Raw genomic sequence first — 25,850 nt, 5'->3', positions numbered from 1 at the left:
ACAAAGGGCTAGCTTAACAGCTAGCCCATATTTTTTTCCGGACAACAGTGAATTTATTTCAGGATCCCGGACATGCAAGGTGGTCTTTCTTATTCAAGATCCTGAAATAAATTCAGGATGACGGGTGGTTAACTAAAAAGGGCTGTATCATAATATGATACAGCCCTTTTTAGTTAAAAAAACTTAGCTATACTTTCAATTAAATAAAATTTAAGCAATCGATTGCTTTATTAGATCTTTTTTATAAATTCGTTTACCAAATATGCTGCGATCTATTTAAATCAGTTAATTCATATTTGAAAAATATTTCGCTTTAAACCGTAAAAGAATGGCTATTAATTTTACCAGAACCTCCCTATTCGCTACCAAGATTATTTTTGTCCTATTTCAACCTGTATTGCTTTTAAAAACATGTACTCCGCCTGTTAGTGAACAGAGATCAGGCTTAAAGGTACAAGTTGATTCTCCTTTAACAGAATCAACAAAACACCTTCCCGGCAATAGTCTGGCTGGTCTGCGTACATTTCCGGGCTTGCATGTTCAAACCATGGCAACTGAGCCCACATTAATAAACCCAACTAATATTGATGTTGATGAAAAAGGACGGGTTTGGGTAACCGAAGCCTATAATTACAGATTCGAGATCAACAATAATAAACCCAAACCAGAAGGTGACAGGATTTTAATATTAGAGGATAAGGATGGCGACGGACATCTGGAAACTAGTAAAACATTTTATCAGGGAGCTGAAATTAATGCGCCATTAGGTATCTGCGTATTGGGCAACAGGGTTATTGTTTCGCAAAGCCCATATGTGTGGGCCTTTTATGATGATGATGGTGATGATAAGGCCGATCGTAAAGAAATCCTATTTCAGGGGATTGGCGGCGAACAGCATGACCACGGTATCCATACCTTTACTTTTGGTCCGGATGGCAAACTATATTTCAATTTTGGAAATATGGGGCAAACATTAAAGGATAAAAATAACAAGACAGTACTTGATCAGGATGGTGACGAAATTGGCCCTAAAAAGTATAAGGAAGGTATGGTATTTAGGTGTGACCCGGATGGATCTAATGTGGAGGTTATTGGACACAATTTTAGAAATCCTTTTGAGGTTGCAGTTSMTASWYRWSGCWCKKYYKRKCWMMGNTSWTAATGATGATGACGGCAATAAAGGTGTTCGGATTAACTATGTAATGGAGCATGGTAATTTCGGTTTTAAGGACGAAATGACAGGCGCATACTGGCCTTCAGAACGTGTTAACATGGAAGATTCTATTCCGCTACGTCACTGGCACCTAAACGACCCGGGTGTAGTTCCAAATCTTTTGCAAACAGGCTCGGGATCTCCGACTGGAATACTTATTTATGAAGGTTCGTTATTACCTCCTCAGTTTCACAACCAAATGATTCATTCGGAACCCGGACATAACGTTGTAAGGTCATATCCTGTAAAGAAAAACGGGGCTGGCTATACTGCAGAAATCATTAATATATTAAACAATGACAGAGATCAGTGGTTCCGTCCGGCAGATGTTTGTATAGCTCCTGATGGCTCTTTAATTGTTGCAGACTGGTATGATCCGGGAGTTGGCGGACACAGAGTTGGTGACCTGGAGCGCGGGCGTATTTACAGGGTTGCCCCTAATGCCCTTGCATCAAAATATACTGCTCCGATATTTAATTATAGCACACCTAAAGGTGCTATTGAGGCATTACAAAATCCGAATTTAGCGGTGCGCAGGCATGCTTATTTAGCTCTAGTAGAAATGGATAAAAAAGCCATCCCTGTCTTGAACAAGCTATGGCGCTCAACAACCAATCAGCGCATGAGGGCCAGGGCATTATGGATTCTATCTAAATCATCTGATTCAAAGAAATATTTAGATGAGGCCGCTAATGATAAAAATCCGGACATCCGTATTACTGCTTTAAGAGCTGCCAGACAAACGAAGTTAAATCCAATTGATTATGTAAAGCAATTGGTGAATGATTCTAATATGGAGGTTTTAAGGGAGTGTGCGATAACGCTAAGACATAATAAGACAGCCGAAGCAGCGGAACTTTGGGCTAAGCTGGCTATGAAACACAACGGAACTGACAGATGGTACCTGGAGGCCTTAGGTATAGGCGCAGATAAGCAATGGGATACCTATCTGGCGGCATATTTAAAAGAAACAAAAGATCCATTGTCTAGTGCAGGAGGAAAAGATGTTATCTGGCGATCGAGAACGGCATTAGCCCTACCCTTTCTTGAAAAATTAGCATCCGATCAAAGCACTCCATTAGATAAAAGACTTAGGTATTTCCGTGCATTTGATTTTATTGAAGGCCCTCAAAAAACTAAGACTTTACTGTCGATGTTGGATAAAAACACCGACCTATCAACATCATCCATTATACTTAGCTTAATGGATGCTAAAGAGGTAACAAGTTCTCCCTTATCATTAAATGCCTTAAAGAAAGTGCTCGACTCAAAATCGGGAACATCAGAATACCTAAATCTGGTTGCCAAATATCAGATTAAAACAGAAGGTGCTAAATTATTAGAGATGGTAATTGCCAATGGAAATAATTCTGTTGGCGTTGATGCTGCAAGACTTTTAATTGAGCTTAAAGATACTGAACGTATTAAAGAGGTAATTAAAAATAAAGACATCAATAAAACAGCCCCTATTTTTGAAGCACTTGGTGCTGTTGGTAATAAAGAATCTATTGGTATACTTTCTGGTGCGGTAGCAAGTTCATCTTATGATAAATCGTTACGTCAGAAAGCTGCTGAAATGATGGGAAAAAGCCGGATTGGGCAAACCAAAGTCCTGGAAATGCTAAAAACCAAGGCTTTTGCTGCAGATTTAATTCCTTTTGCTGTAAAAGGTGTAAGCGGATCTGGGGTTAAGGGATTGTATGAGGAAGCAAAAACTTATTTACCAGATTCAAATGCAGATGAAGCAAAAAAAAGTACCATGGTAACTTTTAACGAGATTATTGCTTTTAAAGGAAATGCATTAAAGGGAAAAGCTGTTTTTAACAAGGCCTGTTTTATATGCCATAAAGCAAATGGACAAGGATTAGACTTTGGACCAAACTTATCTGAAATTGGCGCTAAACTACCAAAAGAGGGGCTTTTTGACGCTATTGTAAGGCCATCGGCAGGGGTTAGCTTTGGTTATGAAACCTCACAATTGGATATGAAAGATGGCTCCAGTCTTGTAGGTATTGTTGCCAGCAGAACCGAATCTGATATTCAATTGAAATACCCTGGTGGGGCCAGTCAGAAACTAAAATCAGCGAATGTTAATTCGATAAAAGAAGTTCCGGGCTCAATGATGCCCGACGGGTTGCATGAAAGCATGACAAAGCAGGAGTTTTCTGATCTACTTGAATACCTATCGACGTTAAAGAAAAAAGAGCAATAGCTATTATTTAGACTTTTTGCCGCCAACATTTATTACAGCGCCAATGGTAAATATTGAATTACCGGCGCTCATAAATTTGCGGCTATTTAGTCCAAAGTTACCGCTTGATGTATACTGCAACTGTACGGCATCACTTAAGCGCATCCTGGTAAAGAAAATTGGCTCTAAAAAGGTATTGCCTTCTCTGACCTGACCTATTGAATTGCGCATAAATGTTTTCATTTGCACACTGCTGATGCGTAATGCTGTTCCGTAGTTTATAGGAAAGTCTGTGCCAAATAAACGCAGGTTATTGCTTTTCTTGGAACTGTAATTTACCTGGATAAATGTTTTGTTGTAGGTGATTTCTTCGAGGTCAGTATTGGTTAGGATGTCATTATCATCAAATGTCCTGAATGCCCTATTTGTTTTTCCGCCACCGTAACCGGCATAGATCTCTAATATCCTGTTATTATCAGGGCCGAAGGTGTTGAAATATCCGCCACCAACTTCTAATAATTTATGTCTAAAATCTTTGCTGTGCTTTTCACTATTCATATATGCCCCGCTAAACAGTACACCAAAATGATCAGAAACTGCATACGCGCCATTTAAACTTGCATTGCCACGAAAAGAGATGTGACCACCACCGCTAAACTCTCCTTTTTGGCTCAACATTGGTGTATTGGGAACATTTGGCATATAAACAGAAGAACAAGAACTAAGAAATATTAGGGATAGATATAATAGAAGTTTGTAGTTTTTAATCATACAGAGAATCACCTTTTGTGTAATACTGCTGAGACTATCAAATTTAAAGCCAAGGTACAACTGTAAACATCCATTTTTCTGGATTTTGCCAATCTTTACCCTTAAAAGAGCCTACAGGTAATTTAACAAGTATGGTATTCCAGCCTTTTTTTAATTGAACTTTTGTGGGTTCGCGGTATTCATATCCTTCGTCAATAAGGGGCAATTCCAGATTACCCTTGGCTCCTGCCTGTTTCCATAGTGGTGGTGGGATGAGTTTACCATTAATCGATACCTTGCTTTTCCTATTGTCCCAGGTTCCCTTATCAGGAGAGTCTGATCCGTAAGATCTGGAGATGTTGTTAAAGCCAATCCAGAAGTTTTGCAATTGGTCGTTATCACTCCAAATTTTAGTAGTAGCATACCAGGTAGTGTTTTCCTCAGGTTTCTCCAAAAGACCTTTCACTAAATCCCCCCACCAGTGCCTTAAAATAAAGGTGCCACCTACAGCAGTTAGAGCTGCTTTACTGGTATCAATATCTTTTGTTTCTTCTGGATAGAATTGTTTGGTAAGATCACCTTGATTATTGAAAGGTCCGTAGAACTTCCATTTCAAATGTGCTTGTGGCTGATATGGAAACGGCATTTTTGAGAAGTAGCGGTTTTTATGCTTTATTAAACGGTGTTCAAATTCTTTGAATACCTTAACTTCTGCTGAACCGTCTAACCCAACATAGGTTAACCAATCTGGCTGCCCGCCACCACGCCAGCTCCTTTCGGCAAAGGTCAATATGGCAGGGTATACAGCCGTTTGCATAAATACATCTTCGGGCTTGCTCACTCTTCTGTCGGGCCATACACAAAGGGTGCCACCTAAGGCTGCATCATTTCCTTTGTCCAGATTGGCAATTTTACCTTTAAAAATAGACACCACGCTTTCCTGAGGATCCATGTGATTAATGTATAAATGGCGCGAGTCGATGTATTTTACTTTAGGGTTAGCGCTAACTTTTGTAGCGTCTTCCATCCATAACTGCCTGATCGTGCTTTCTGTAAACTCGCCCCCCGGCTCCCATCCTATTACTTTTTTACCCTGTTTTTCAACCAAAGAGATTACTTCGGGCAGAAAATTTTTATTGGTGATCTTTACCTCATCTGCTCCTATATGCAGGTAAGGAACATCAAAAGTATCGCAAAATTCCTTTAAGATGTTCTTTACAATAGCCAACCCGGTATCGCTTTGCATATCTGTTTTCAGCGCCCTTTTAAATGCAGCACTGTGCCCTGGCATATCTATTTCTGGAAGTAATGTTATATAACGCGCTTTGCAGTAACTTATCAATTCCTTAAGATCGTTTTGGGTATAAAACTTGCCTTTATTCCTGAGCATGGTTTCGGGAGCGGTGAGCTGTGGATATAGCTTACTTTCTAATCGCCATGCAATATCTTCTGTGAAATGAAAATGAAATATATTGAGTTTATATGCTGCAATAACATCAATTTGCTGCTTAAGCAAATCCATAGGTTGATAATTCCTGCCGGCATCAATCATATAGCCCCGCCACGAGAAAGAAGGCCAGTCTGTAATGTTGCAAGCCGTTACATTTTTGTCGGCATCAATTATTTGTTTTAATGTTTGCAGACCATAGAACACACCTGCCTTACCTGCACCGGTAATTGTTATTGCACGGGCAGTGATGCTGATTGTATATGCTTCCGTGGTAGAATTGGGAATATTTACCTTTCCCAATTCTAAGATAATGCTGGGCTCATTTGCAGCAGTACCTTTTTTAATTGGAATTATTAGGCCGAGTTCCTTTAATTGCTTTTGTAATAGCTCTGCTTCTTTTTGTAAAGAAGCATTTTTAACCACTATTCCTTGATAATTCTTAAGTGCAAACTGCTCCTTTTTCCATTCAATTTGCTGAGGCATTGGAATTAACGCTGGCTTCTCATTTAATAGTTTTGCAGTTGTTTGTGCCGCTGCATTTATGTTTAAGGCCAGCAGAAGTATCAGCAATTTTTTAATCATATCGATTTATGATTTTAAATATTCATTTAATAAAGATAGACAATACCATTCCTGTCTGGGTAAATGAAATGGCCCTTTAAATAAGTTTCCTTTGGCTGTTTGGGCCAAACTACCATTGCGGTGCAAATACCCAAACCATTCACCATTTTTTGGATCATGGAAATGCTGATATGCATAATCGTTAACCATTTTATGCCATTTAGCATATTTCTCATCGCCGGTTATGGTGTATGCCAACAGTGTAGCTATAATCACTTCATTATGGGGCCACCAAAACTTCATGTCCTGCCAGTATTCCTGAACGGGTTTGTTATATACATCTCTAAAATACAAGATGCCCCCATGCTCTTTATCCCATCCTCGTTCCCACATATAATCGAGCATTTTGCAGCCTAGCTTTATTAAATGAGGATCGTTATTTCTGTATTTAGCCTCATGTAATATGAACCATGCACCTTCAATTGCATGGCCTGGGTTTAAGGTTCTTCCATCAATATGATCAACTATACTCCCATCAGGAGCTACTTGCTCCATAACACACTGAATATCATCTTTAACAAAAAAGGTTTCGATTTCTTTGATCCACGTATCAATCCACTCATTACAACGAGGATCGCCAATTGTTTCGCGTAATTGCTGTGCAGTGTTCATCATAATCATTGGAACACCGATTCCTTTTGTTGGTCTTGTGCCGGTAAACTTTGCAGGAAATAAGCCTGGTGTAGTTGAGTACTCAATACATTTACCAAACAAATATCTGGCTTTGGCCGCAGCAGCTTCATCGCCACTGGCTTTCGCATAGGCAGCATTGGCAATCACGGCAAAGGTTTCAGAAAAATAATAACGGCGTTTACGGATAGGCTGCCCATCGCGCGTTACATGAAAAAACATTTGCCCATCAGTATCAAAACAATGATTATTTAAAAAATCTATTCCTGATTTAGCTCCATCTAACCATTCCTGTTTTTGTTCTACGGTATTGTATAAGGTTGATAGCAACCATGCAGCCCTGCCTTGTATCCAAACGGCTTTATCATCGTCAATCAAACTACCATCCTGATCCCGCATTAACAGATAACCACCATGCTCAGTATCTATAGATCTGGGAAACCAAAAGGGAACGGTATCGTTTAATAACTGATTATGATAGAATGTTTTAAGGTTCTGTAAATCTTGTACAGTATAACTCATTTTGAAATATTTTAGTTTAATGGAATTGAAAAAGTTGAAGCTGGCAAACCTGCCTCATTAACCAGATTGGCCCTGGTGAAGGGTTCCCAAGCATATACTACTTCTTTTATGGTTTCGCCCTTTGGAATCTTTAAAACCACCTTATTGTTAATGATGGTGGCTTTTGCAGTAATTCGATATCCTTTTATGTTTACGAACTGAAAACCAATTAAAGGTCCTCCGCCTCGTGTAGAAAGTTTTTTAGCCTCAGTAAATGAAAGTAAGATATTGTTCTTTTCTGCTTTGACACTTGAAATAATAGGGCCGTTTGCAATTATAAGTTTATGATAAGTGTTTTTAAGCGCCAAAAGTGCAAGCCGTTGCCCAACTTCCATTTTTTTGTTTGGATGAACGTTTAAAGAATCTCCAACATCAGAACTTACAGCCATACCGCTATTTGGAATTACCTTCAGTAATTTGCGCTGGGCATCTCTGAAATAAGGCCATGACTGGCGATCTATGCTTGAAAGCTGCACATAATAAAACGGAAACTCATAACGCCATTTTTTGCGCCAGCTGTTCACCAATACCGGAAATGTGTGTTTATATAAATCTACATTTTGGGCATTGCTCTCGCCCTGATACCAAATTACACCCTTTATAGGGAATTGAGTTAGCTTGGCTACGCCTGCCTCGTAATTGTAAATTGGCTCGTATGGATGGCGTTGTTTTGGATTTGATGCTTCTTTAAGATTAACATCTGCACGACCTCTTGCCCACTCCTGTATAAAATCAGATTTTCGCCAATCTGTAAGCACATCAACAAGCTGTTCATCGTGTTCCATAGTATACCTGTCGATCCATGATTCTATAGTTGAACCACCCACGGCAAGTTGTATTAAACCAATGGGTACTCCTGATTCTTCTGCTACTTTTTTACCGAAATAGTACCCAACTGCAGAAAAGCCGGCAGCTGTTTCTGAAGTGGTTGGTGCCCAGCTTCCTGAAAAGTATTTAAGCGCATTAACCTGTTCCAGAGTTCTGGTATCCCATGGGGTATCATTTGTTTCTGCGTATTGATTAAATTTAAATAATCTTATCTTATTGGACTTTATTTGAGCAAGTTCTGCTTTCCCTGTTTTAGCAGCACTTAAGGTAAATGACATATTTGACTGCCCTGAACATAGCCAAACATCGCCAATAAGAATATCGGTTAAAGAAATGGTTTTATTTCCTGATTGTACACTTAACTCATACGGTCCGCCATGTGACATTTCAGGAAACTGAACTTTCCATTTACCATAACTATCGGCTACTGCTGTGAGCTGTTTATGATTAAACAGGACTGTTATCTGTTCATTGCTATCTGCTGTGCCGTATATACTTATAGGCTTATTGCGTTGGAGCACCATATGATCTGTAAAGATCTCTGGAAGTTTAAGTCCACCATAATTGCCGATAAGACTACTATAAACAGTTTTTGCGATGATGGCTGCCCCCTCCTTATCGGGATGCAGATTATCAGCAAATAAATCGGGTCTATTATATAAAGCCGATGTCAGATCAATTAAGCTGGTCTTATTAGCCTGGGCTATTTCAATGATTTGTTCCTGAATTTGCCAATACCAATCGCGCGTACCAGATTTAAACCTTGGATGTCCATTAAAAATCGGCGTAAGTTTGCATATGAATAGCTTTACATTTGGGTTTTGTTTTTTAAGCGTGTCCAATAGCCATGAATAGTCTGACTTGAAATCTCCTTTAAATTCAGGCCAATCCCTGGGATCGGTATCGTTTAAGCCAAGGTGTACAATTGCAATATCAGGTTTAAAAGACATAGCATCCTGAAACTGTTTTGTTTTATAATAAGGTCTGTGTCCCTTCTTTAAAAGTGTAACTCCGCTTAAACCAAAGTTTTTAACCTCATACTTTTGCCCAAGTAAATCCTGTAATACCGAAGGATAAGATTCTTTTACAGGATTTTTGAGACCGGCGCCAAAAGTTACTGAATTACCAATACAGGCAACGCGTACCTCCTGACTGTATGAGGTTAACCTAAGTGACCATAGGAATACGAATAGCAATATTGACCTTTTCCTGAACATAATTATTTAATGATATCGCTTACCGGAATCCTTACAAATAATAAACTGCTTATGCCTTCGTACAAAATACCGATGGTATTGTCGTCGATTTTAGTAAGCGCAGAATATCCAAAAGAATCACGTTCATCAATTAAGAATTGATTGGCAGGCATCCAGGTTTCGCCCATATCCAAGCTAGCTTTAATGGTGATGTCTTTTCTTGGTGCCTTAGATACATTTGGATTACTAAAGAACAACACGTCTTTCAGTACCCCTTTAACCTTAACTTTTGCTTTAATAAAACTTCCCATACAAACAGGGTCTGCAAGTGTATTATAAGAGGTTGAATGCGCTGTCCAGCTTTTACCCATATCGGTAGTGGTTGCGATGCTTCTAAAGCCTCCTCTGTTATCTCTCATATTTAGCATGATGGTTCCCGGAGTGGTTTCTACCAGTTGGCTTTCGGTGGTATTGGATTTTGCACCGATCCCGCTTTTCCATGTTTTACCATGGTCATCGCTATATATCAGTGTAGAATTCGGCATTTTTTGAGCGTCCCAATATTGCGCAGGAAAAACAATCTTACCATCAGCCATAGCTATACCATTTCCCGGTCCAGGGAAAAACAATCTCCATTCCGGATTCTTCATCTGTGAAGTTATGCTATAAGGTTTACTCCAGGTAAGTCCATCATCAGTACTGCTGGTTACCACAAATTGCCCTGTTTCTTCTGGTGTAAGGCCTGGGCCAGAACCGGCAATAGATCGATTTCCTTTACTCCATAAAGCTGAAACCCATATGGTTTTGGTAACCGGATCAAACAAAACAGAAGGATCACCTACACCACTGTTTTCATCTGCACGCCCCATGTCCATAATGGTTTTCATGGCATCCCATGTTTGACCACCATCAGTACTTCGGCTCATGCCTACATCTATGTTTGCCGGAAGATCACCATTATGATCATAGCGGATATCGTAAACTGAAATCAGGGTGCCTTTGTCGGTAGTAACGATTCCAGGAATACGATAGGTATGCACGCTTTCATCTTTAGGCTTACGCAATGCAATGCCAAGTGGTTTCGCTGTATATTTATTTTGATTAATTTTATAAGCTAAGTCAGATAGATCTGTAAAGAATTCTGCTTTCAGGTTTAATTTGTGATCTATATTAGCCTCGTTCTTTAAACCTACGCTAAGCCAGAAATAATGAGTGCCTGGTTTTAACTTTACATCAAGAGGAATCGCAAATTTATTGCCTGAAGGAACAGTGCTTCCAATTGATTTAGCACTATTAAAGTCAGGTTTTTCATTACTCTGATATACTTCCAGCTTAGCTATATCTTTTAATGCTTCTTTGTTAACAGATCCGGAAATGGTTTTATAAGCAATTTCGGTATTCCCTTCGGGTATGTTTACCTCAATACGCAGATAAGCATTTGCCTCCATTCTTTTAAATATTGGGTTCTCTGTTGAAACAGCACTAATTTTTATAGCGTTAGCGCCTGTTTCTGTATATATTTTTTTGCTACATGAGGTAATGCCTAATACAATAATCATTACCAAAACAGCTTTCGTTATATTTCTATGTATCATTATCTTATATAATTCTATTTAACCATTAAACTATTACGCATCAACAAAATCGTTATGTTTTGGGCGTAAAAAATAAAGTTGAACACCTAATGCAATTACTACAATTCCGGCAAGCATTGCGAAATCTTTACCAAGGTTACCGGCATCAGATGATTTGCCTAACAAATCGGTTATAAAAGCACCGAAAAATACTCCGGTCATATTCATTAATCCGTATGCTGTTGCCCTGTATTTAGCCGAAACGAATTGACAAAGAATGGGCATATTGTTGGCATCAAACATTCCAAAGCCTATACCAAAGCAAATAGCCGCCCCAACAACATGAAAGAGTGAGTGGCCAAAGCCAAGTAATAATAACGATGGAATGGTTAATGCCAAACCAATTGCACTGGTATAAATACGCCCTTTAATGTTTTTCTGCACCCATTTATCTGACAAAATACCTCCGAATATTACTCCCAGAAAAGAAGAGGCTGCTATTGTAATGGTTGACAGTGGCCCCGCAGTGGCCATCGGAATATTTAAGTTTTGTGCAAATAATGTAGGTAACCAGTTTTTTGCCGCCCAGCCTGGTAAACTTGGAACTGCAAAATAGAACAGAATAATCCAAAAGGAAATATTGGTAAGCAGCAGCCACAATCCTTTAAAGAGTGAGGGTTTGGCGCTTATTATAATTTTATCGGATACCATTTCGTCATCACTTACCTTTTTCTCTCTTAAAAAAAGGATTAAGACAACGGAGTAAATAACACCTGCTATTCCGAACCAGTGAAAGGTAGATTGCCATGAGAATTTGTCGGCAATGGTGGCTCCAAAACCGCCTAGTGCCTGCCCCATGTACAGTCCTGTCATGTGAATTCCTATTGCCAAAGATCTTGTTTTAGGAGAGTGAAAATCGGCTATTAAAGACAATCCTGCAGGAATGTAAAGTGCTTCGCTAACGCCCATTATTGCCCTTAACCAGTAGATTTGATTGAAAGTTTCGGCATAGCCCATTAAAAAAGTAACTCCCGACCAAACAAATAAACTACCTACAATTAGCCATTTTCTATTGAACTTATCGGCTATAATTCCCGAAACAGGGCTCATAAAACCGTATATCCAGAGGAAGATTGCCATTAGATAGCCAAAGTTGGTAGCTGATTGTAGTTCTGCAATATCAATTTGCATTGCAGGCTTCATTGTCGACAGCATTTGTCTGTCCATATAATTTAATAATGCCACTACCCACAGTAATCCGACAAGCACCCAGGCATAATTATTTGTGTTTTTCTTTAGCATATTATTAGTTTTTTGAAACTAAGAGCGTTTCTATTTTGCCTATCATTACCGAGGGTGTTCTTACACCGGGTTTTATTTCTCCGTTAGATAAAACAATATCGTTGCCCCATTTAGTTGCAGTTGTGGTAACATGTGCAGGAAAAGGCAGTTGACCTAATTTAGTCCATGTATTTTTAGTAGTGTTATACACCAGTTGGGTTTTATAAAAACCTTTATGGTTAATGCTTAACTTATTCTTTTCTAAAGTAAGCTTATCTTTCTCTTCTTGTGATGGCGACTTAGCTATTTGAGATATGTAGTTCTCTATTTTGTGAAAAACCTCGCCATTATCACCACCTGCAACCAGAATAAGATTATTAGCTACAGCAACTCCTGCTCCGGCAGAAAAATTAGTTGTTTGTTTGCCGTCGGAAATATCAGCCAGTTTTTGCCAGGCGCCCGCAGCAATGTCATAAGCGTAAGTTGTATGGTGTAAATCGCTAATTCCTGATGGTGTTTTAGTACGGCCACCGATTACAAAAATTTTGTCAGCCTGGGCTACAATCAAGACGTTTGCCAGTTGCACTGGCAGGCTTGGTAATTTTTGCCATGCCGAATCTTTAATATTTAGATCGAGCTTATAAAAGGCATCAGATGATTTTTTTTCTTTATCACCTCCAACCAGATAAACCACATTACCAATATGGGTAAGCCCGGTATTAGTAACTGCAATTGGCAAATCGGGTAATTTTTTCACAACGATATTTAATTCCGGAGTATCCCAGGTAATGATAAATGCTTTGTTAGATAAACCGCTTTGACCTTCACCACCAGCATAAACCACTCCCAAATCTGTTGAAGTATTGCCACAATAAGCAATAGGTTCCGGTAGCTTTGATGTTTTTGTACTCCAAACAAAGCGTCCGTTTTGCTTAAGCAATATCTGAATGTTGTCAGAATAGTACTTCTTACCTCCTTCCCATGGCATTTTATCAGGGAAATTAGCGCCTCCTGCAACCAAAAGGGCGTCATTAAAAACAGCATTAACAGCACCTGCAAAGCCCAATGAAGTACTGCCATCTGCATTTTGCAGTTTTGCAGCTGTACACCATTGCACTCGCTCTATTGCCGTTTCCTGGGCAGAAACATCAGTCAACATTAGCATAAAAGGGATTGATAAAGAAAATAAGTATTTGTTCATAAGCCTATTACTAAAAACTAATGAGGCGCATTTGATTTAAAAGTATTAAAATCAAGCGCTGCTACATCAGATTTAAACTGTTCAAACTGATTGCTATCCATATTCTTAACCGGCAACCTAAATTCCCCGCAATCTATTCCAACTACTTTCATATAAGCTTTTCCTGTAGCTATACCACCGTATTTACCTAACAATCTGATCATATCTATAGATTGCTGCTGCAGTGAATTGGCTTTTTTTAAGTCGTGGTTCTCAAAAGCATCTATCATATCATAATATAAGGGAGCTGCATAATTAAATGTACTGCCTACTGCACCTTTTGTTCCCAGCGCTAATGCCGAAAGCATGTTCTCATCGCGACCCCAAAGCATATCGTACTTTCCATCTTTAAAGTTCATACAAGATAAGAAATCCATAAAGTCTTCGTGTGTATATTTTACACCGGCAAAGTTTTCAATTTTAGCATCAACCGCCTTTAACAAATCATACATAGCAAAGCCTACTCCTGTAAGTACTGGTATGTGATAATAGTAGAAAGGCATATCTGGCACTACCGCAGCAATTTCTGCACAAGCCCGAGCCAACATATCTACATTTGCAGGTTTAAAATAAAAAGGAGCAGTAAACGAAATGGCGTAAAGCCCAATCTGTTTAGCATAGAAAGCAAGTTCTTTACAATCTGTAATACTTGTACCACCTAAAAATAACATCACTTTAAAATCAGGATCATCATTGGTACAATCGGCCCAGGCTTTCGCTACTTGTTTTTTCTCATCTGTAGACATAGAAACACCCTCGCCGGTTGATCCGCAGATGAAAGCACCTGTTATTTTATTGTGTTTTAAAAATCTATAGTAATCAGGAATAATAGTTAAGTTGATAGCTCCATTAGTGTCCATTGGAGTAAAAGGAGCGGCAATTAAGCCTTGTAATTTCTCGAAAATCATATAAGTGTTGAGTTAGAATATTTAGAGCATAAGGGGATAAATCCTTATGCTCTGTTTTAATAAGGAAATTTATTTATTAGGATTGGTCGTAGCGTAACCAGGTGTTTGTTTTACCAATGGATCATTAGTCCAGATAGCTGGTTCTATTGGCCAAAGTATTTTATATCCTTGAGTTCCTTTGTCTAAAACTCCATATTTATTACCTGCCACTTTAAATACCAGTGGTTCATTACCTATTTTCATTCTGCGAAGGTCATACCAACGCTTACCTTCATAAACAAATTCTTTACTTCTCTCTGCAAAAATCGCCAATTCATTGGCGTCCTTTCCTCCATTAACAAAAGGAGTTGGATCAGCATTTGCAAAAGCGCGATCACGAACAGGTTTTATATAAGGAGTTGGATCGGCACCCTCGGCGTTAGCTATTTCGGCTAACATTAATAACCTGTCTGCTTCACGATAAATAGTCCAATCGTCTGTAAAATACCTTTTGTTTGCATCTATAACACCTAAAAATTTCACCAAAGCCGTATTTCTTATGGTTACAGTATATGGTGTTGCTGAAGTATTAACTCTGTAATAGTCATAGAATGTGGCATTTCTTCTGCTATCATTTAAATCGTACGATTGGAAAAGTTCAAAAGTATAGCCATAACGTTGGATAACCTGTTGAGAATTAGGCTGAGCCAATACAAGTGGGTCAACAAGGAAATTGCCTACGCCAGCTGTTACTGTTGAATCTTTATAATGAGCACCGTTAAAGTTAAATGTTGAGTAAGTGAAAGAAGCAACATTATTCATTTCGGCCTCGCCAACTCTATAACGGATAGCAAGTATCACTTCTGCGTTATTTTTATTAGCAGAGTTAAAAACATTTGCAAAATTTGGCAACAATGTAGGTCCTGCCGCAGCATTTAGAGCACTCTTTGCTGCAGCTAAATCTGCAGTTGTGTTATAAACTTTTGCAGACCATAAATACACTTCTCCTTTTAACATTAAAGCTGCCTTTGGAGACCATAAGCTTTTATCAGCAGGACTTGCAGCGCTTCCGAAAAGCGATACTGATTTATCAACATCACTTTTCACTGCAGCCAATACCTCAGCTTCTGTTGATCTTGCTTTACGAAGAGAAACAGCTGTAGGGTTTGGATTTGATGCATCAGGCTCCAATCTTAAGGGCACACCGCCATAAGTGCGAAGCAAGTGAAAATAGTAATAAGCACGCATTGCATAGGCTTGCCCTAAAAGATAGCTCTTACTAGCTTCCGCTAAAAAAGTGATTTCTTCGGTTTTCTTAATAAAAAGATTCAATTGAAAGATTGGTCCATAAAATCCAGCCCAATTAGTAACACCCGAAGAGTTTTCATTAATATCTTGTTGTATAATTGGCAATTCGTTTAAGGAAGTGTTCTGCCTGTCTACATTACTAAAGCTACCACCCCTCATCTCTCCCAAACGTTCAAATTGGAATTGATTGTCTCTGAATAATTTGTGTAAACCAACCATAAAGTTATTTACCTGAGATTCGTTTTGCCAAAACGTTCCATCGCCAAAATTATCTTCTGCTTTAAGGTCTAAAGCCTTTTTGCAGGACATAGTGGCTAAAGCACAAAAGACCACTAAGATTAAATATTTATACTTTTTCATAATAAAGTTCTTTATAGTTTACATTAAAAAGTTAGGTTCAATCCAAAAATTAATGATGTTGGAATGGTATATGCTGCGTTTGTTTGATTTCCGGAACGCTCAGGTAAATTAAGTTGTTTGTTGGTGATGTATCCTAAATTTTGTCCCGTTGCTGTAAAAGTCAAACCAGATATTTTAGCTTTATCCAATAATTTCTTTGGAATGGCATAACTTAAAGAAACCTCTCTGAAAGCCAGGTAACCAGAATTCACAAAGAACATGCTGCTTGGTCTGTCAAAATTTTTGGAGTTTAATTGATCTGCCCATGTATAGCGAGGATATGCCGCATTTGGATTGCTAGGTGTCCAGGTATCTTTTATTAACTGAGTACCATTAAATTCTCCCTGCATAGATCCTAATGTCCACATCTGCTGGAAATCTTGTTGGATGTGCCCAAAAGCAAAATCAATACGAGTATATAATGAAATCCCTTTCCAGCTGATCTGAGTATTAAATCCACCAGTCCAACGAGGAATACTACGGCCTAAGAAAACCATGTCTCTAGTATCAATCGTATCATTTTTATCAATATCCTTCCATTTCATATCACCTAATTGCGTAGCAATAAATGTTGGAGATGCTGCATTTGGATTTAATGCTTTCGAATTAATTAATGACTGACTAGCCACCTTTTTTCCCGCAGAAGCACCGTACCATACCTGTCCGGCAGCAAGGTCAATTTTATTATAAGAAGCTAAATCTTCAGCAGTTCTTATGATACCGTCACTTACAAAACCATACTGTTCGCCAGGTTCCTGCCCTTCTTGTAAACCACCAACCCAGATTAACTTTCCACTTGCCGGATCAAAAATTTGCTGACCGTCCTGGCGGTTGTTTTCGTTGCCATTAAATGGAAGTTTAAGTATTTTGTTTTTGTTCCACGATGCATTTATGCCGAATTGAATTTTTAGATCTTCATTCTGAACCACTTTAAAGGTTGCATCCATTTCAACACCGGTATTCTGCATTGTTCCATTATTTGTACGAATACTAGATCTGTTATTATCGTTAGGATTTGATACACCAGACGAACCTGGTAATAGAATATTGGTAATCTTATCTTTTGTAATTCTGTTATATGCGGCTACCGATGCAACAATTCTATTTTTAAAGAAACCCATCTCTAATCCACCTTCAAAAGTGTTTGATTTTTCCCATTTCAGATTTGGATTAGCCAAACCGGTTTGTAAAAATCCTACCACACCATTGTACGGTGTTTGAGCACCATAAGAACCTTGCAGCTCATAAACGTTAACTGTTCCGTCACTTCTTCTCCCTACTTCACCAATATTTCCATTCAATCCATAACTAGCCCTTAATTTTAACATAGAAAGCCAATTTTCTGTAGAATTCATGAAGTTTTCTTTGTGAACTAACCAACCTGCCGATACGGCCGGAAAAGTACCAAACTGATTATTGCCAACTAACCTTGAGTATCCATCTCTTCTAACTGTAAAAGATGCAAGGTATTTATCGTCCCAATCATAATTGACTCTTGCAAAAGTAGAAATGATACGTTCACGATAATGATATGAATCAATATCTCTAGCTCCTACACCAGAAACCTCTCTGACTGTTAAGCCTAAATCCTGAAAATCATCAGTTGGTGCAAGTCTTCCTCCTGCTCCAAAACCCCTATTGTATTCATCATAGTACTCAAATCCTGCCAATGCATCAATATTATTTTTTCCAAGAAACTGGGTTTTATAATTAACAACCGCATTGTAAGTTTGTCTGATTGTCTTATCGGTACTAGCAGTACTTTGTCTATCTCTATTCCAACCCGTATTAGGGTTTGTTAAACTTAATAAACCAGTGCGGAAATCTTTATTAAATGATTCTGCATCTCTCTGATCATACATTACAATACCACTTAATTTAATGTAAAGATTTTTCAAAATGTCGGCCTTAAACGATTGCCCCAGCGTGAATTTATCACTTTGATTAGATCTTTTATATTTATCTACATTAATTGCCGGATTACCATCCGAAGCATCTCTACCGAGAATAAAATCTCCATTGCTATTTGTTCCACGCATTGTAGGTGGCGCAAATAGCATACGTCCCCAAAAATTTCCTTCACCATTTTGCAATGATTGATCTCTCCAGTTTGCTCTTGCATATTGCAAATTACTTTCCGATTTCAACCATTCTTTAACTTTATAATCACCGTTTAACGTAAAGTTATAGCGGCGGTAAAATGTAGCCAGCGATAAACCATCCTCATTGTAATAACCAAGGTTTGCGTAGTAATTTCCTTTATCATTGCCACCAGTCATCCCAATATTGTAATCCTGAGAAATAGCAGGTGATTTAAACGCGTAATCACCATAATTAAAATCTTTATAAAGTAGATCAGCATAAGTGCCATTAGGATCGTAGTTACCTGCAGCATTCGTTTTAACTGCATCCTTCATTGTTTTCCAACCATCATTTAATGAAAGTACGTCCTTATTCGCATCTGTTAAACGCATCAAACTCCAAATTGCACGGTTATCGTAATTACCATCAAGAACATTTGCGGCAGCATCTCTATATAAGTTACCGGTTCCTCTTGGCCCTACAGCAGATAATGCGCTATTAGAAGCAAATGTTCCCAAGGTCCCATTTCTCATTGCTTCAACCACACCTAAACGTGTCCAGGTTATATAATCACTTGCATTTAATACTTCATAAGGATTATTTAAATAGTTAACACCAGTTTTTCCTTTTAAAGTAATTGATGAAAAACCTGCTTTTCCCCTTTTAGTAGTAATTAAAATTACCCCGTTACTAGCTCTTGCTCCATATATAGCAGTAGCAGAAGCATCCTTCAATACTTCCATACTTTCAATATCCTCTGGGTTAATATCACTGAATGAGGGACGAACCTGACCATCCATAACAATTAAAGGGCTACCACTTCCATCAAAGTTTGTACCTCCTCTTAAGGTAATGCTTGCAACAGATCCAGGCCGTCCGGTTGAAGTAGCTACTCTAACCCCAGGAATTGTTCCCGCCAAAGCCTGAGCCGGATTTGACCGCATCCCTGTTTCCAGCACTTTTGGATCTAACTTTGCAATTGATGATGTGATTTTAGAGCGGCTAGCCGTTCCATACCCAACTACAACTACTTCATCCAGTCCCTGAGTATCTTCTGCAAGCGTAATGGTTAATGTACTTTGGTTTCCCACTGTAATTTGTTGGGTAATGAATCCGGTATAGCTAATTATCAATACATCACCGCTTTTTGCAGCAATCGCATAATTGCCAGTTTCATTTGTGGCGGTTCCAATTTTGGTTCCTTTAATCAAAACACTAGCCATAGGTATCCCCTGCCCTTTGGCATCTACTACCCGTCCAGATACTTTAATGTTTTGGCCTGATACAGTAAGCATGGCTATGCTTAAAATTAACGTTAGCAGGACTTGACTAACGTACTTTTGGTAAAGTCTTTTCATTGTTTTATTGGTTAGGTTTTAGCATTATGTATAACATAATAAGACTAAGGTGTGACTTATAATTCTATATCGCAAGAAATATTTACATTATTTTTATTAACATTGTATTGAAATAACTGCTTAATCTTTATTTTAAGCGGTTTCTACCGACAAAAACATATGTATAACATAATATGACGTCTAACCCTACTGAATCCCTTATTCAACTAGATACCAGTTCGCTGGTGGATAAAGTTGAAGCCAACCTTGTTAAGCTCCTTGTAGAAAGGAAATTAAGGGTTGGTGATATTATACCTACAGAATTAGACCTATCCCGGAGCCTTGGAGTAAGTCGTACCGTTGTACGCGAAGCACTTTTAAGGTTACGAATGATGGGTCTTATAGATACAAAGAAAAAGAAAGGCTCTGTGATTACCAGTCCTGATATCTTCGGTATTATGAGCAAAAGTATGAATCCTCATATTCTGGATCAGGATACACTTAGAGAGATATTTGAATTAAGGCTGGTACTGGAAATAGGAATGGCCGACCTCCTTTTTCAACGCGTTACTCCAAAAGATATAGAAGAGCTAAAAGAGATTGTAAAAACTGAGCCTGATACTGCAAAAGACCATATATTCCATATAGATCACGAGATTATATTTCACGGAAAGCTTTACGAAATAGCAGGAAATGAGACGCTAAAACGATTTCAAAAAATGCTGTTACCTATTTTTGATTATGTACACAACAGCGGTTTACTGAAAAAACCAGCTCAAATTCAAAAATTTGTATCTCATAAAGGACTGGTCGATATCCTCGAAAATGGATCACCTGAACTATTTAGAAATGGTATGAGAAATCACCTTGAAAACCATTTCTTAAGGATCTTTAGTTAATTTATTAAAACAATCAGGCTTTAACTTGGTTGTTTTAGTAGAATATGCTAACTAATAACAAAACAATCATCCTATCAAACCGTTTACCAGTTAAGATTACAGAACAAAACGGTGAATACATACTTCGATCTAGTGAAGGCGGACTGGCCACAGGCCTGGGTTCCGTTTATAAACAAGGAAACAATGTCTGGATCGGCTGGCCCGGTATAGATGTACCAAAAGAGCGGCAAGGAGAGGTTAAAAAGCTACTTGCCTCTCTTAATCTTATTCCTGTTTTCCTAACCACAGACGAGATTAACTTATACTACGAAGGGTTTTCGAACGAGATCCTTTGGCCTGTTTTTCACTACCTTACCACCTATGCAAACTTTGAGCAGGACTATTGGGATTCGTACAAATCTGTAAATGAAAAGTTTAAAGATGCAGCAATAGAAGCTGTTAATGACGGGGATACCATCTGGATACACGATTATCAGCTTCTTCTTTTACCCTGTCTTATCAGAAGAGAAAAACCTTTGGTTACCATCGGTTTCTTTCAGCATATACCTTTTCCCTCATACGAAATTTTCAGATTGATTCCTTGGAGAGAAGAGCTTATTTCAGGTATGCTTGGAGCAGATTTACTGGGCTTCCATACCTTTGATGATGTAAGGCACTTCCTAAGTGCTGCATCAAGACTATCAACCAGCAAGTTATCAGATAACGTGATCATTCACAAGGACCGACAAGTTGTGGTAGAAGCCTTTCCGATGGGAATTGACGCTGATAAATTTGAAGAACTTACTAAGCATGCAAAAGTAGCTAAGCACTCAGCTTCATTTAAAGCAAGCCAGAAAGGTCTTAAAATAATACTGACTATTGACAGATTAGATTACAGCAAAGGTATTATTCAACGTCTACAAGCTTTAGAATTATTACTTCAGCTCCATCCGGAATACAAAGAAAAGATAGCACTGTACATGATTGTAGTGCCATCAAGAGATACTGTTCCGAAGTATAAAGAGCTTAGAGATCATATTGATCAGCTGGTAGGGAACATTAATGCAAGGTTCAGGACAATAGATTGGGTGCCTATTCATTATTTCTACAGATCATTTTCTGTTGAATTTCTTTCGGCTCTATACAGCACCGCCGACATCTGCCTGGTAACCCCCATGCGCGATGGAATGAATCTGGTAAGTAAGGAATATGTTGCCTCACGTACAAATAACGACGGTGTTTTAGTTTTAAGCGAAATGGCTGGAGCATCAAAAGAATTAAATGATGCATTAATTGTTAACCCTAATAACATTGGCGACATTATGCGGGCAATTGTACGGGCAATAGATATGCCTATTGAAGAGCAAAATGCGCGGATGTCAAGTATGAGACATATAGTTAAAAAGTTCAATATCCACCTGTGGGTTAAAAATTTTATGGATAAACTAAAAGAAGTAAAACAGTTACAAGAATCTCTATTAACAAAACACGCAGTACAACCAGTAAAAGACCAAATTGCGGTAGATTATAAAAAATCAAAAGATCGATACATATTTTTAGATTACGATGGTACGCTGGTGGGTTTTCATGGCGATATAGACAAAGCTTCGCCAGATCAGGAGCTTTATGATATACTAAACAAACTGAGTTCTGATCCGGCAAATCGAGTAATACTGATCAGTGGTCGCAGGTATCAAACCCTACAACAATGGTTTGGACATTTAAATCTGGATATGATTGCAGAACATGGTGCATGGCAAAAGCAACTTAACGAAGAATGGAAAGCACTTCCATTATTAACAGATAAGTGGAAACAAGAGGTTAAGGCAGTTTTAGATACCTATACAGACAGAACTCCGGGTTCGTTTATAGAAGAGAAGAGTTATTCGTTAGTATGGCATTACAGAAAAGTAGAGAAAGGATTGGGCGAACTGCGTGCCAACGAGATCATAAATCATTTACGCCTGTTCATTGCAGATAAAGGCTTGCAAATGATGCCTGGCAATAAAGTTATAGAGTTCAAAAACATAGAAGTAAACAAAGGTAAAGCTGCACAAAACTGGTTATACAATCAAAATCCAGATTTTATAATTGCGCTGGGCGATGATCATACCGATGAAGATATATTTAAGGCATTGCCGCCAGAAGCCTATACTATTAAAGTGGGCAGCAATATATCCGCTGCCCGTTATTATCTGAGAGATTTTAAAGAAGTAAGAGAAATGCTACGATCTCTTACTAATTAAAACATTATAAAAATATCGGCCTGTCTAGCTTTATTGCAATACGATGGGCCGCATTCATCAACCCGACATGACTGTAAGCCTGGGGAAAATTACCCCACTGGCTTCCATCATTTTCATCGACGTCCTCGCTAAAAAGCAGCAAATGATTGGCATAATTGATAATCGATTCAAACTCTTTTATTGCATCATCTACCCTGCCCACACAAGCCAGCGCTTCTATGTACCAGAAGGCGCAAATAAGAAAAGTACTTTTAGGCTTACCAAAATCATCTGTATGTAAATACCTGTAGAACAAACCGCGCTCAGCTTTCAGTTCCTTCTCCAATGCAATTAAATGATCTTTGGCTCTTTCAGATTGAGGATCAAGATAGTTCATCAAAATAAGTTGCAGCGTACTTGCGTCTAAATGTGGACTATTAACTGCATGCGTATATACCTTACGAACAGGGTCATAACAATCTTCTATATGCTTTGCTGCTTTCTCAATCAGTATTGTGGCCCTATCTTCATATTCTTTATTCCCTATCGTTTTGGCCATCTTTAAAGCCGCGTTGGCGCCCGCCCATTGAAAAAGATTGGTATAGCAATGCATATTGGCTATATTTCTGAACTCCCACAAACCCGCATCCTTTTCGTCAATGGTACGCTCGATTTTAGCAAGCAGATAATCCAGCCATTGAGTAGAATCCTGTCGCTCTCTAAAAATAAACCTATGATCTGTATATAGCGGAAGCATAGAAACCAATACCTGTCCGTAAATATCATTTTGTATGTGCTCATAAGCCTGATTACCTACTCTAACAGGTTTATTTCCTTTATATCCTTTAATATTCCTCAGAATCCGTTCAGTAAGTATCCTTTCGCCGGCGATACCAAACAATGGCTGATACCTGACATCATCTCTAAAAGATATGTCTGTTATATAATTAAAGTACTTTTCCATTTCTTCGAAATGGCCAATATGATTTAAAGAGGTAATTACGTAATAAGTATCCCTCATCCAGCAATATCGATAATCCCAGTTCCTTTTACTGCCCGGCGATTCTGGTAAACTTGTTGTACTGGCTGCAATTATTGCTCCTGTATCTTCATATTGATGGATCTTTAAAACAAGTGCAGACCGAATCACCATGTGCTGATAAAATCCGGCAATGGTTGAGTGCTTAATCCATGTTCTCCAGTATTTAATGGTTTCTCTTAAAAATCGTTCTGCGGTACTTACTATAGGAGCATCCAGCTCATGTCCATAGGTTAAGATTAAGTATTTAGGCTCATTTAAGGCAAAAAATTTCTCGTCTTCAATATAACTCAGAGAGATATTGGTACTTAGCTGCATGTCTTCATCAGCTCCGTTAAACTCTATATGATTACTTCCACGATGCCCTTTTTGTTTTATCGAGCCATAATTATAAACTGGTTTACATTTCACCCTAACCCTGGGGTTTCCTTCAATAGGTTCTATCTTCCTGATCAGCATTAAAGGTTTATAATAACGTTCATGTTGATAAAATCTGGGTGCAAAATCAGTGATTCTGTACCTGCCTTCAGCATTGGTTATTTCCGTGCAAAGCACATTTGTATTTTCCAGATAAAACTGACTTGATGTAAATTCGCCACTTGGCTGAATGGAGAACTCTCCCCCTTTATCTTCATCCAATAATCCGCCAAAAACGAAAGAGCTGTCAAACCTTGGCCAGCAAAGCCAATCAACATTAGTATTTTTATTTATATGCGCCAGGTAAGCGCAATTTCCAATAATTCCCGTTTGATATGTGTGTCTTTCTGTCATCTATTATTCAATTGGTGTATATTATAACAACACGACAACTTATATATTGTTCTTTTTAGTTCCTAAAATTAATATTGAAGCGCATTATGACTGATAATTATTATTAATTTTGGGTAAGAGAATTGAAGCAGTAACGATTTCAATTTTTCTTATAAATAAAAAACACCGATGAAACAAGGACTTTTAATTGACANGRAWGRCNWCATCTACAGTGGAGAAGAAATGATTTTTGGAGCCGATAAATTCATAAAGCACCTTCTCGATAATGATATACCCTTTGCTTTCATGACCAACAACAGCCAGCGAACAAGCCTTGATGCTGTGAGAAAGCTAAAAAGGCTGGGCATCACTGTAGACGCAAAACACGTATACACGAGTGCTATGGCTACAGGTAAATTCCTTGGCGATCAAAGTCCCAACGGGACTGCCTATGTTCTGGGAGAAGGTGGTTTATTAACCAGCTTACATGAAAATGGAATTACTCTTGTAGATACTGATCCGGAATTTGTGGTATTAGGTGAAGGAAGAAACTTTACCCTGGAAATGGTTCAAAAGGCAGTAGACATGATTCTGGCCGGAGCAAAATTCATCACAACAAACAGAGATCCTTCCCCTAAAAAACCAGGGTGGAATAATTTGGGCATTGCTGCCACAACAGCCATGATTGAAGAGGCAACAGGGATAAAGGCATTTGTAATTGGCAAGCCTAGCCCTGTAATGATGCGTTCAGCACGAAAGTTTCTTGGTCTGGAAACTGCAGAAACAACAGTTATAGGAGATACTATGGAAACAGATATACAGGGAGGCATACAAATGGGTTATAAAACCATCCTGGTGTTATCAGGAATTTCTGATCAGAATCAGCTTGGCCGTTATGCTTTTAAACCAGATATGATCGTCGGGTCGGTTGATAAAATTGTTTTCCCTCTAAAGTGGTGGTAACTTAGTTGTATTTAGTGTATCTAATTATTTTGTCCAAATATGAACATAAACTGTTCATAACCGAACAGTAAGACATTATTAAGCAGCTCTGGTCCACTTAAATTCGGTTTCCTCGTATTGGCATATCAATTGAATTAACCCACTAAATAACAAGGCTATGCTTAAACACCACTTGCTGCTGATCTACAGAAACTTTAAGAGATACAAAAGTTCTTTCTTCATCAATCTGATTGGTCTAAGTGCAGGGCTTTCCTGTACTTTACTAATTTACCTCTGGGTAAACGACGAAATACAGATCGATCGCTTTCATAACGAAAGACTTTATCAGGTAATTCAAAATGAGCACCTCACAGATGGAGTCCAAACTGTGGAGGGCACACCTGGAATTCTGGCCGAAACCATGGCAAAGGAAATAGCCGAGGTGGAAACAGCAGTTGCTACCTCGCC

The 25,850-nt window shown here is 38.5% G+C and carries 14 protein-coding genes and 3 pseudogenes; 6 read left to right on the top strand and 11 right to left on the bottom strand.

What is annotated here, in order from left to right; genetic code table 11:
- Positions 1–328 precede the first annotated feature (328 nt).
- Positions 329–1,162: pseudogene (locus N824_RS30140) on the top strand (PVC-type heme-binding CxxCH protein).
- 40 nt (positions 1,163–1,202) lie between these two features.
- Complete coding sequence (locus tag N824_RS11575) at positions 1,203–3,425, top strand: c-type cytochrome (protein ID WP_161662299.1); 2,223 nt, start codon at positions 1,203–1,205, stop codon at positions 3,423–3,425.
- Positions 3,426–3,428: 3 nt separating this feature from the next.
- Here N824_RS11575 and N824_RS11570 read toward each other — a convergent pair whose 3' ends face one another.
- The 10 genes from N824_RS11570 to N824_RS11525 form a co-directional block, all read right to left on the bottom strand.
- Positions 3,429–4,175 (bottom strand): hypothetical protein, encoded by a 747-nt coding sequence (locus N824_RS11570; protein ID WP_048905317.1) that lies wholly within the window; start codon positions 4,173–4,175, stop codon positions 3,429–3,431.
- A 43-nt stretch (positions 4,176–4,218) separates the two neighbouring features.
- On the bottom strand, positions 4,219–6,186 hold the full coding sequence (locus N824_RS11565) for a beta-N-acetylhexosaminidase (RefSeq protein ID WP_048905316.1): 1,968 nt from the start codon (positions 6,184–6,186) through the stop codon (positions 4,219–4,221).
- A gap of 6 nt (positions 6,187–6,192) precedes the next feature.
- On the bottom strand, positions 6,193–7,377 hold the full coding sequence (locus N824_RS11560; RefSeq protein ID WP_048905315.1) for an AGE family epimerase/isomerase: 1,185 nt from the start codon (positions 7,375–7,377) through the stop codon (positions 6,193–6,195).
- An 11-nt stretch (positions 7,378–7,388) separates the two neighbouring features.
- Entirely contained in the window at positions 7,389–9,461 is a 2,073-nt protein-coding gene (locus N824_RS11555) for a GDSL-type esterase/lipase family protein (protein ID WP_048905314.1), read from the bottom strand.
- Between the two features lie 2 nt (positions 9,462–9,463).
- Positions 9,464–11,035 (bottom strand): sialidase family protein, encoded by a 1,572-nt coding sequence (locus N824_RS11550; protein WP_048905313.1) that lies wholly within the window; start codon positions 11,033–11,035, stop codon positions 9,464–9,466.
- A 33-nt stretch (positions 11,036–11,068) separates the two neighbouring features.
- Complete coding sequence (locus tag N824_RS11545) at positions 11,069–12,316, bottom strand: MFS transporter (RefSeq protein ID WP_048905312.1); 1,248 nt, start codon at positions 12,314–12,316, stop codon at positions 11,069–11,071.
- Between the two features lie 4 nt (positions 12,317–12,320).
- Entirely contained in the window at positions 12,321–13,496 is a 1,176-nt protein-coding gene (locus N824_RS11540) for a galactose oxidase (protein ID WP_048905311.1), read from the bottom strand.
- A 17-nt stretch (positions 13,497–13,513) separates the two neighbouring features.
- Positions 13,514–14,443 (bottom strand): dihydrodipicolinate synthase family protein, encoded by a 930-nt coding sequence (locus N824_RS11535; protein WP_048905310.1) that lies wholly within the window; start codon positions 14,441–14,443, stop codon positions 13,514–13,516.
- Positions 14,444–14,512: 69 nt separating this feature from the next.
- The gene (locus N824_RS11530) at positions 14,513–16,090 is read right to left on the bottom strand and encodes a RagB/SusD family nutrient uptake outer membrane protein (RefSeq protein ID WP_048905309.1); all 1,578 of its coding nucleotides are present in this window, start codon (positions 16,088–16,090) and stop codon (positions 14,513–14,515) included.
- A gap of 23 nt (positions 16,091–16,113) precedes the next feature.
- A complete protein-coding gene (locus tag N824_RS11525) occupies positions 16,114–19,569 on the bottom strand; it encodes a SusC/RagA family TonB-linked outer membrane protein (RefSeq protein WP_084498282.1) in 3,456 nt (1,151 codons plus the stop codon).
- A gap of 173 nt (positions 19,570–19,742) precedes the next feature.
- On the opposite strand from N824_RS11525, the gene N824_RS11520 reads away from it, so the two are divergent.
- On the top strand, positions 19,743–20,447 hold the full coding sequence (locus tag N824_RS11520; RefSeq protein ID WP_048905307.1) for a FadR/GntR family transcriptional regulator: 705 nt from the start codon (positions 19,743–19,745) through the stop codon (positions 20,445–20,447).
- Positions 20,448–20,491: 44 nt separating this feature from the next.
- A complete protein-coding gene (locus N824_RS11515) occupies positions 20,492–22,672 on the top strand; it encodes a bifunctional alpha,alpha-trehalose-phosphate synthase (UDP-forming)/trehalose-phosphatase (RefSeq protein ID WP_048905306.1) in 2,181 nt (726 codons plus the stop codon).
- A gap of 4 nt (positions 22,673–22,676) precedes the next feature.
- Here N824_RS11515 and N824_RS11510 read toward each other — a convergent pair whose 3' ends face one another.
- On the bottom strand, positions 22,677–24,461 hold the full coding sequence (locus N824_RS11510) for a glycoside hydrolase family 15 protein (protein ID WP_048905305.1): 1,785 nt from the start codon (positions 24,459–24,461) through the stop codon (positions 22,677–22,679).
- 168 nt (positions 24,462–24,629) lie between these two features.
- Here N824_RS11510 and N824_RS11505 point away from each other — a divergent pair.
- Together N824_RS11505 and N824_RS33040 are read left to right on the top strand one after the other, a co-directional pair.
- Positions 24,630–25,403, top strand: a pseudogene (locus N824_RS11505) (HAD-IIA family hydrolase).
- A gap of 157 nt (positions 25,404–25,560) precedes the next feature.
- Positions 25,561–25,850 (top strand): annotated as a pseudogene (locus tag N824_RS33040) (ABC transporter permease); the annotation flags it as partial.

Origin of the sequence: Pedobacter sp. V48, from assembly GCF_000523515.1 — a bacterium.
Taxonomy (GTDB): Bacteria; Bacteroidota; Bacteroidia; order Sphingobacteriales; family Sphingobacteriaceae; genus Pedobacter.
The sequence above is the reverse complement of the archived record's forward strand: the minus strand, read 5'-3'. Positions and strand labels throughout refer to the sequence as shown.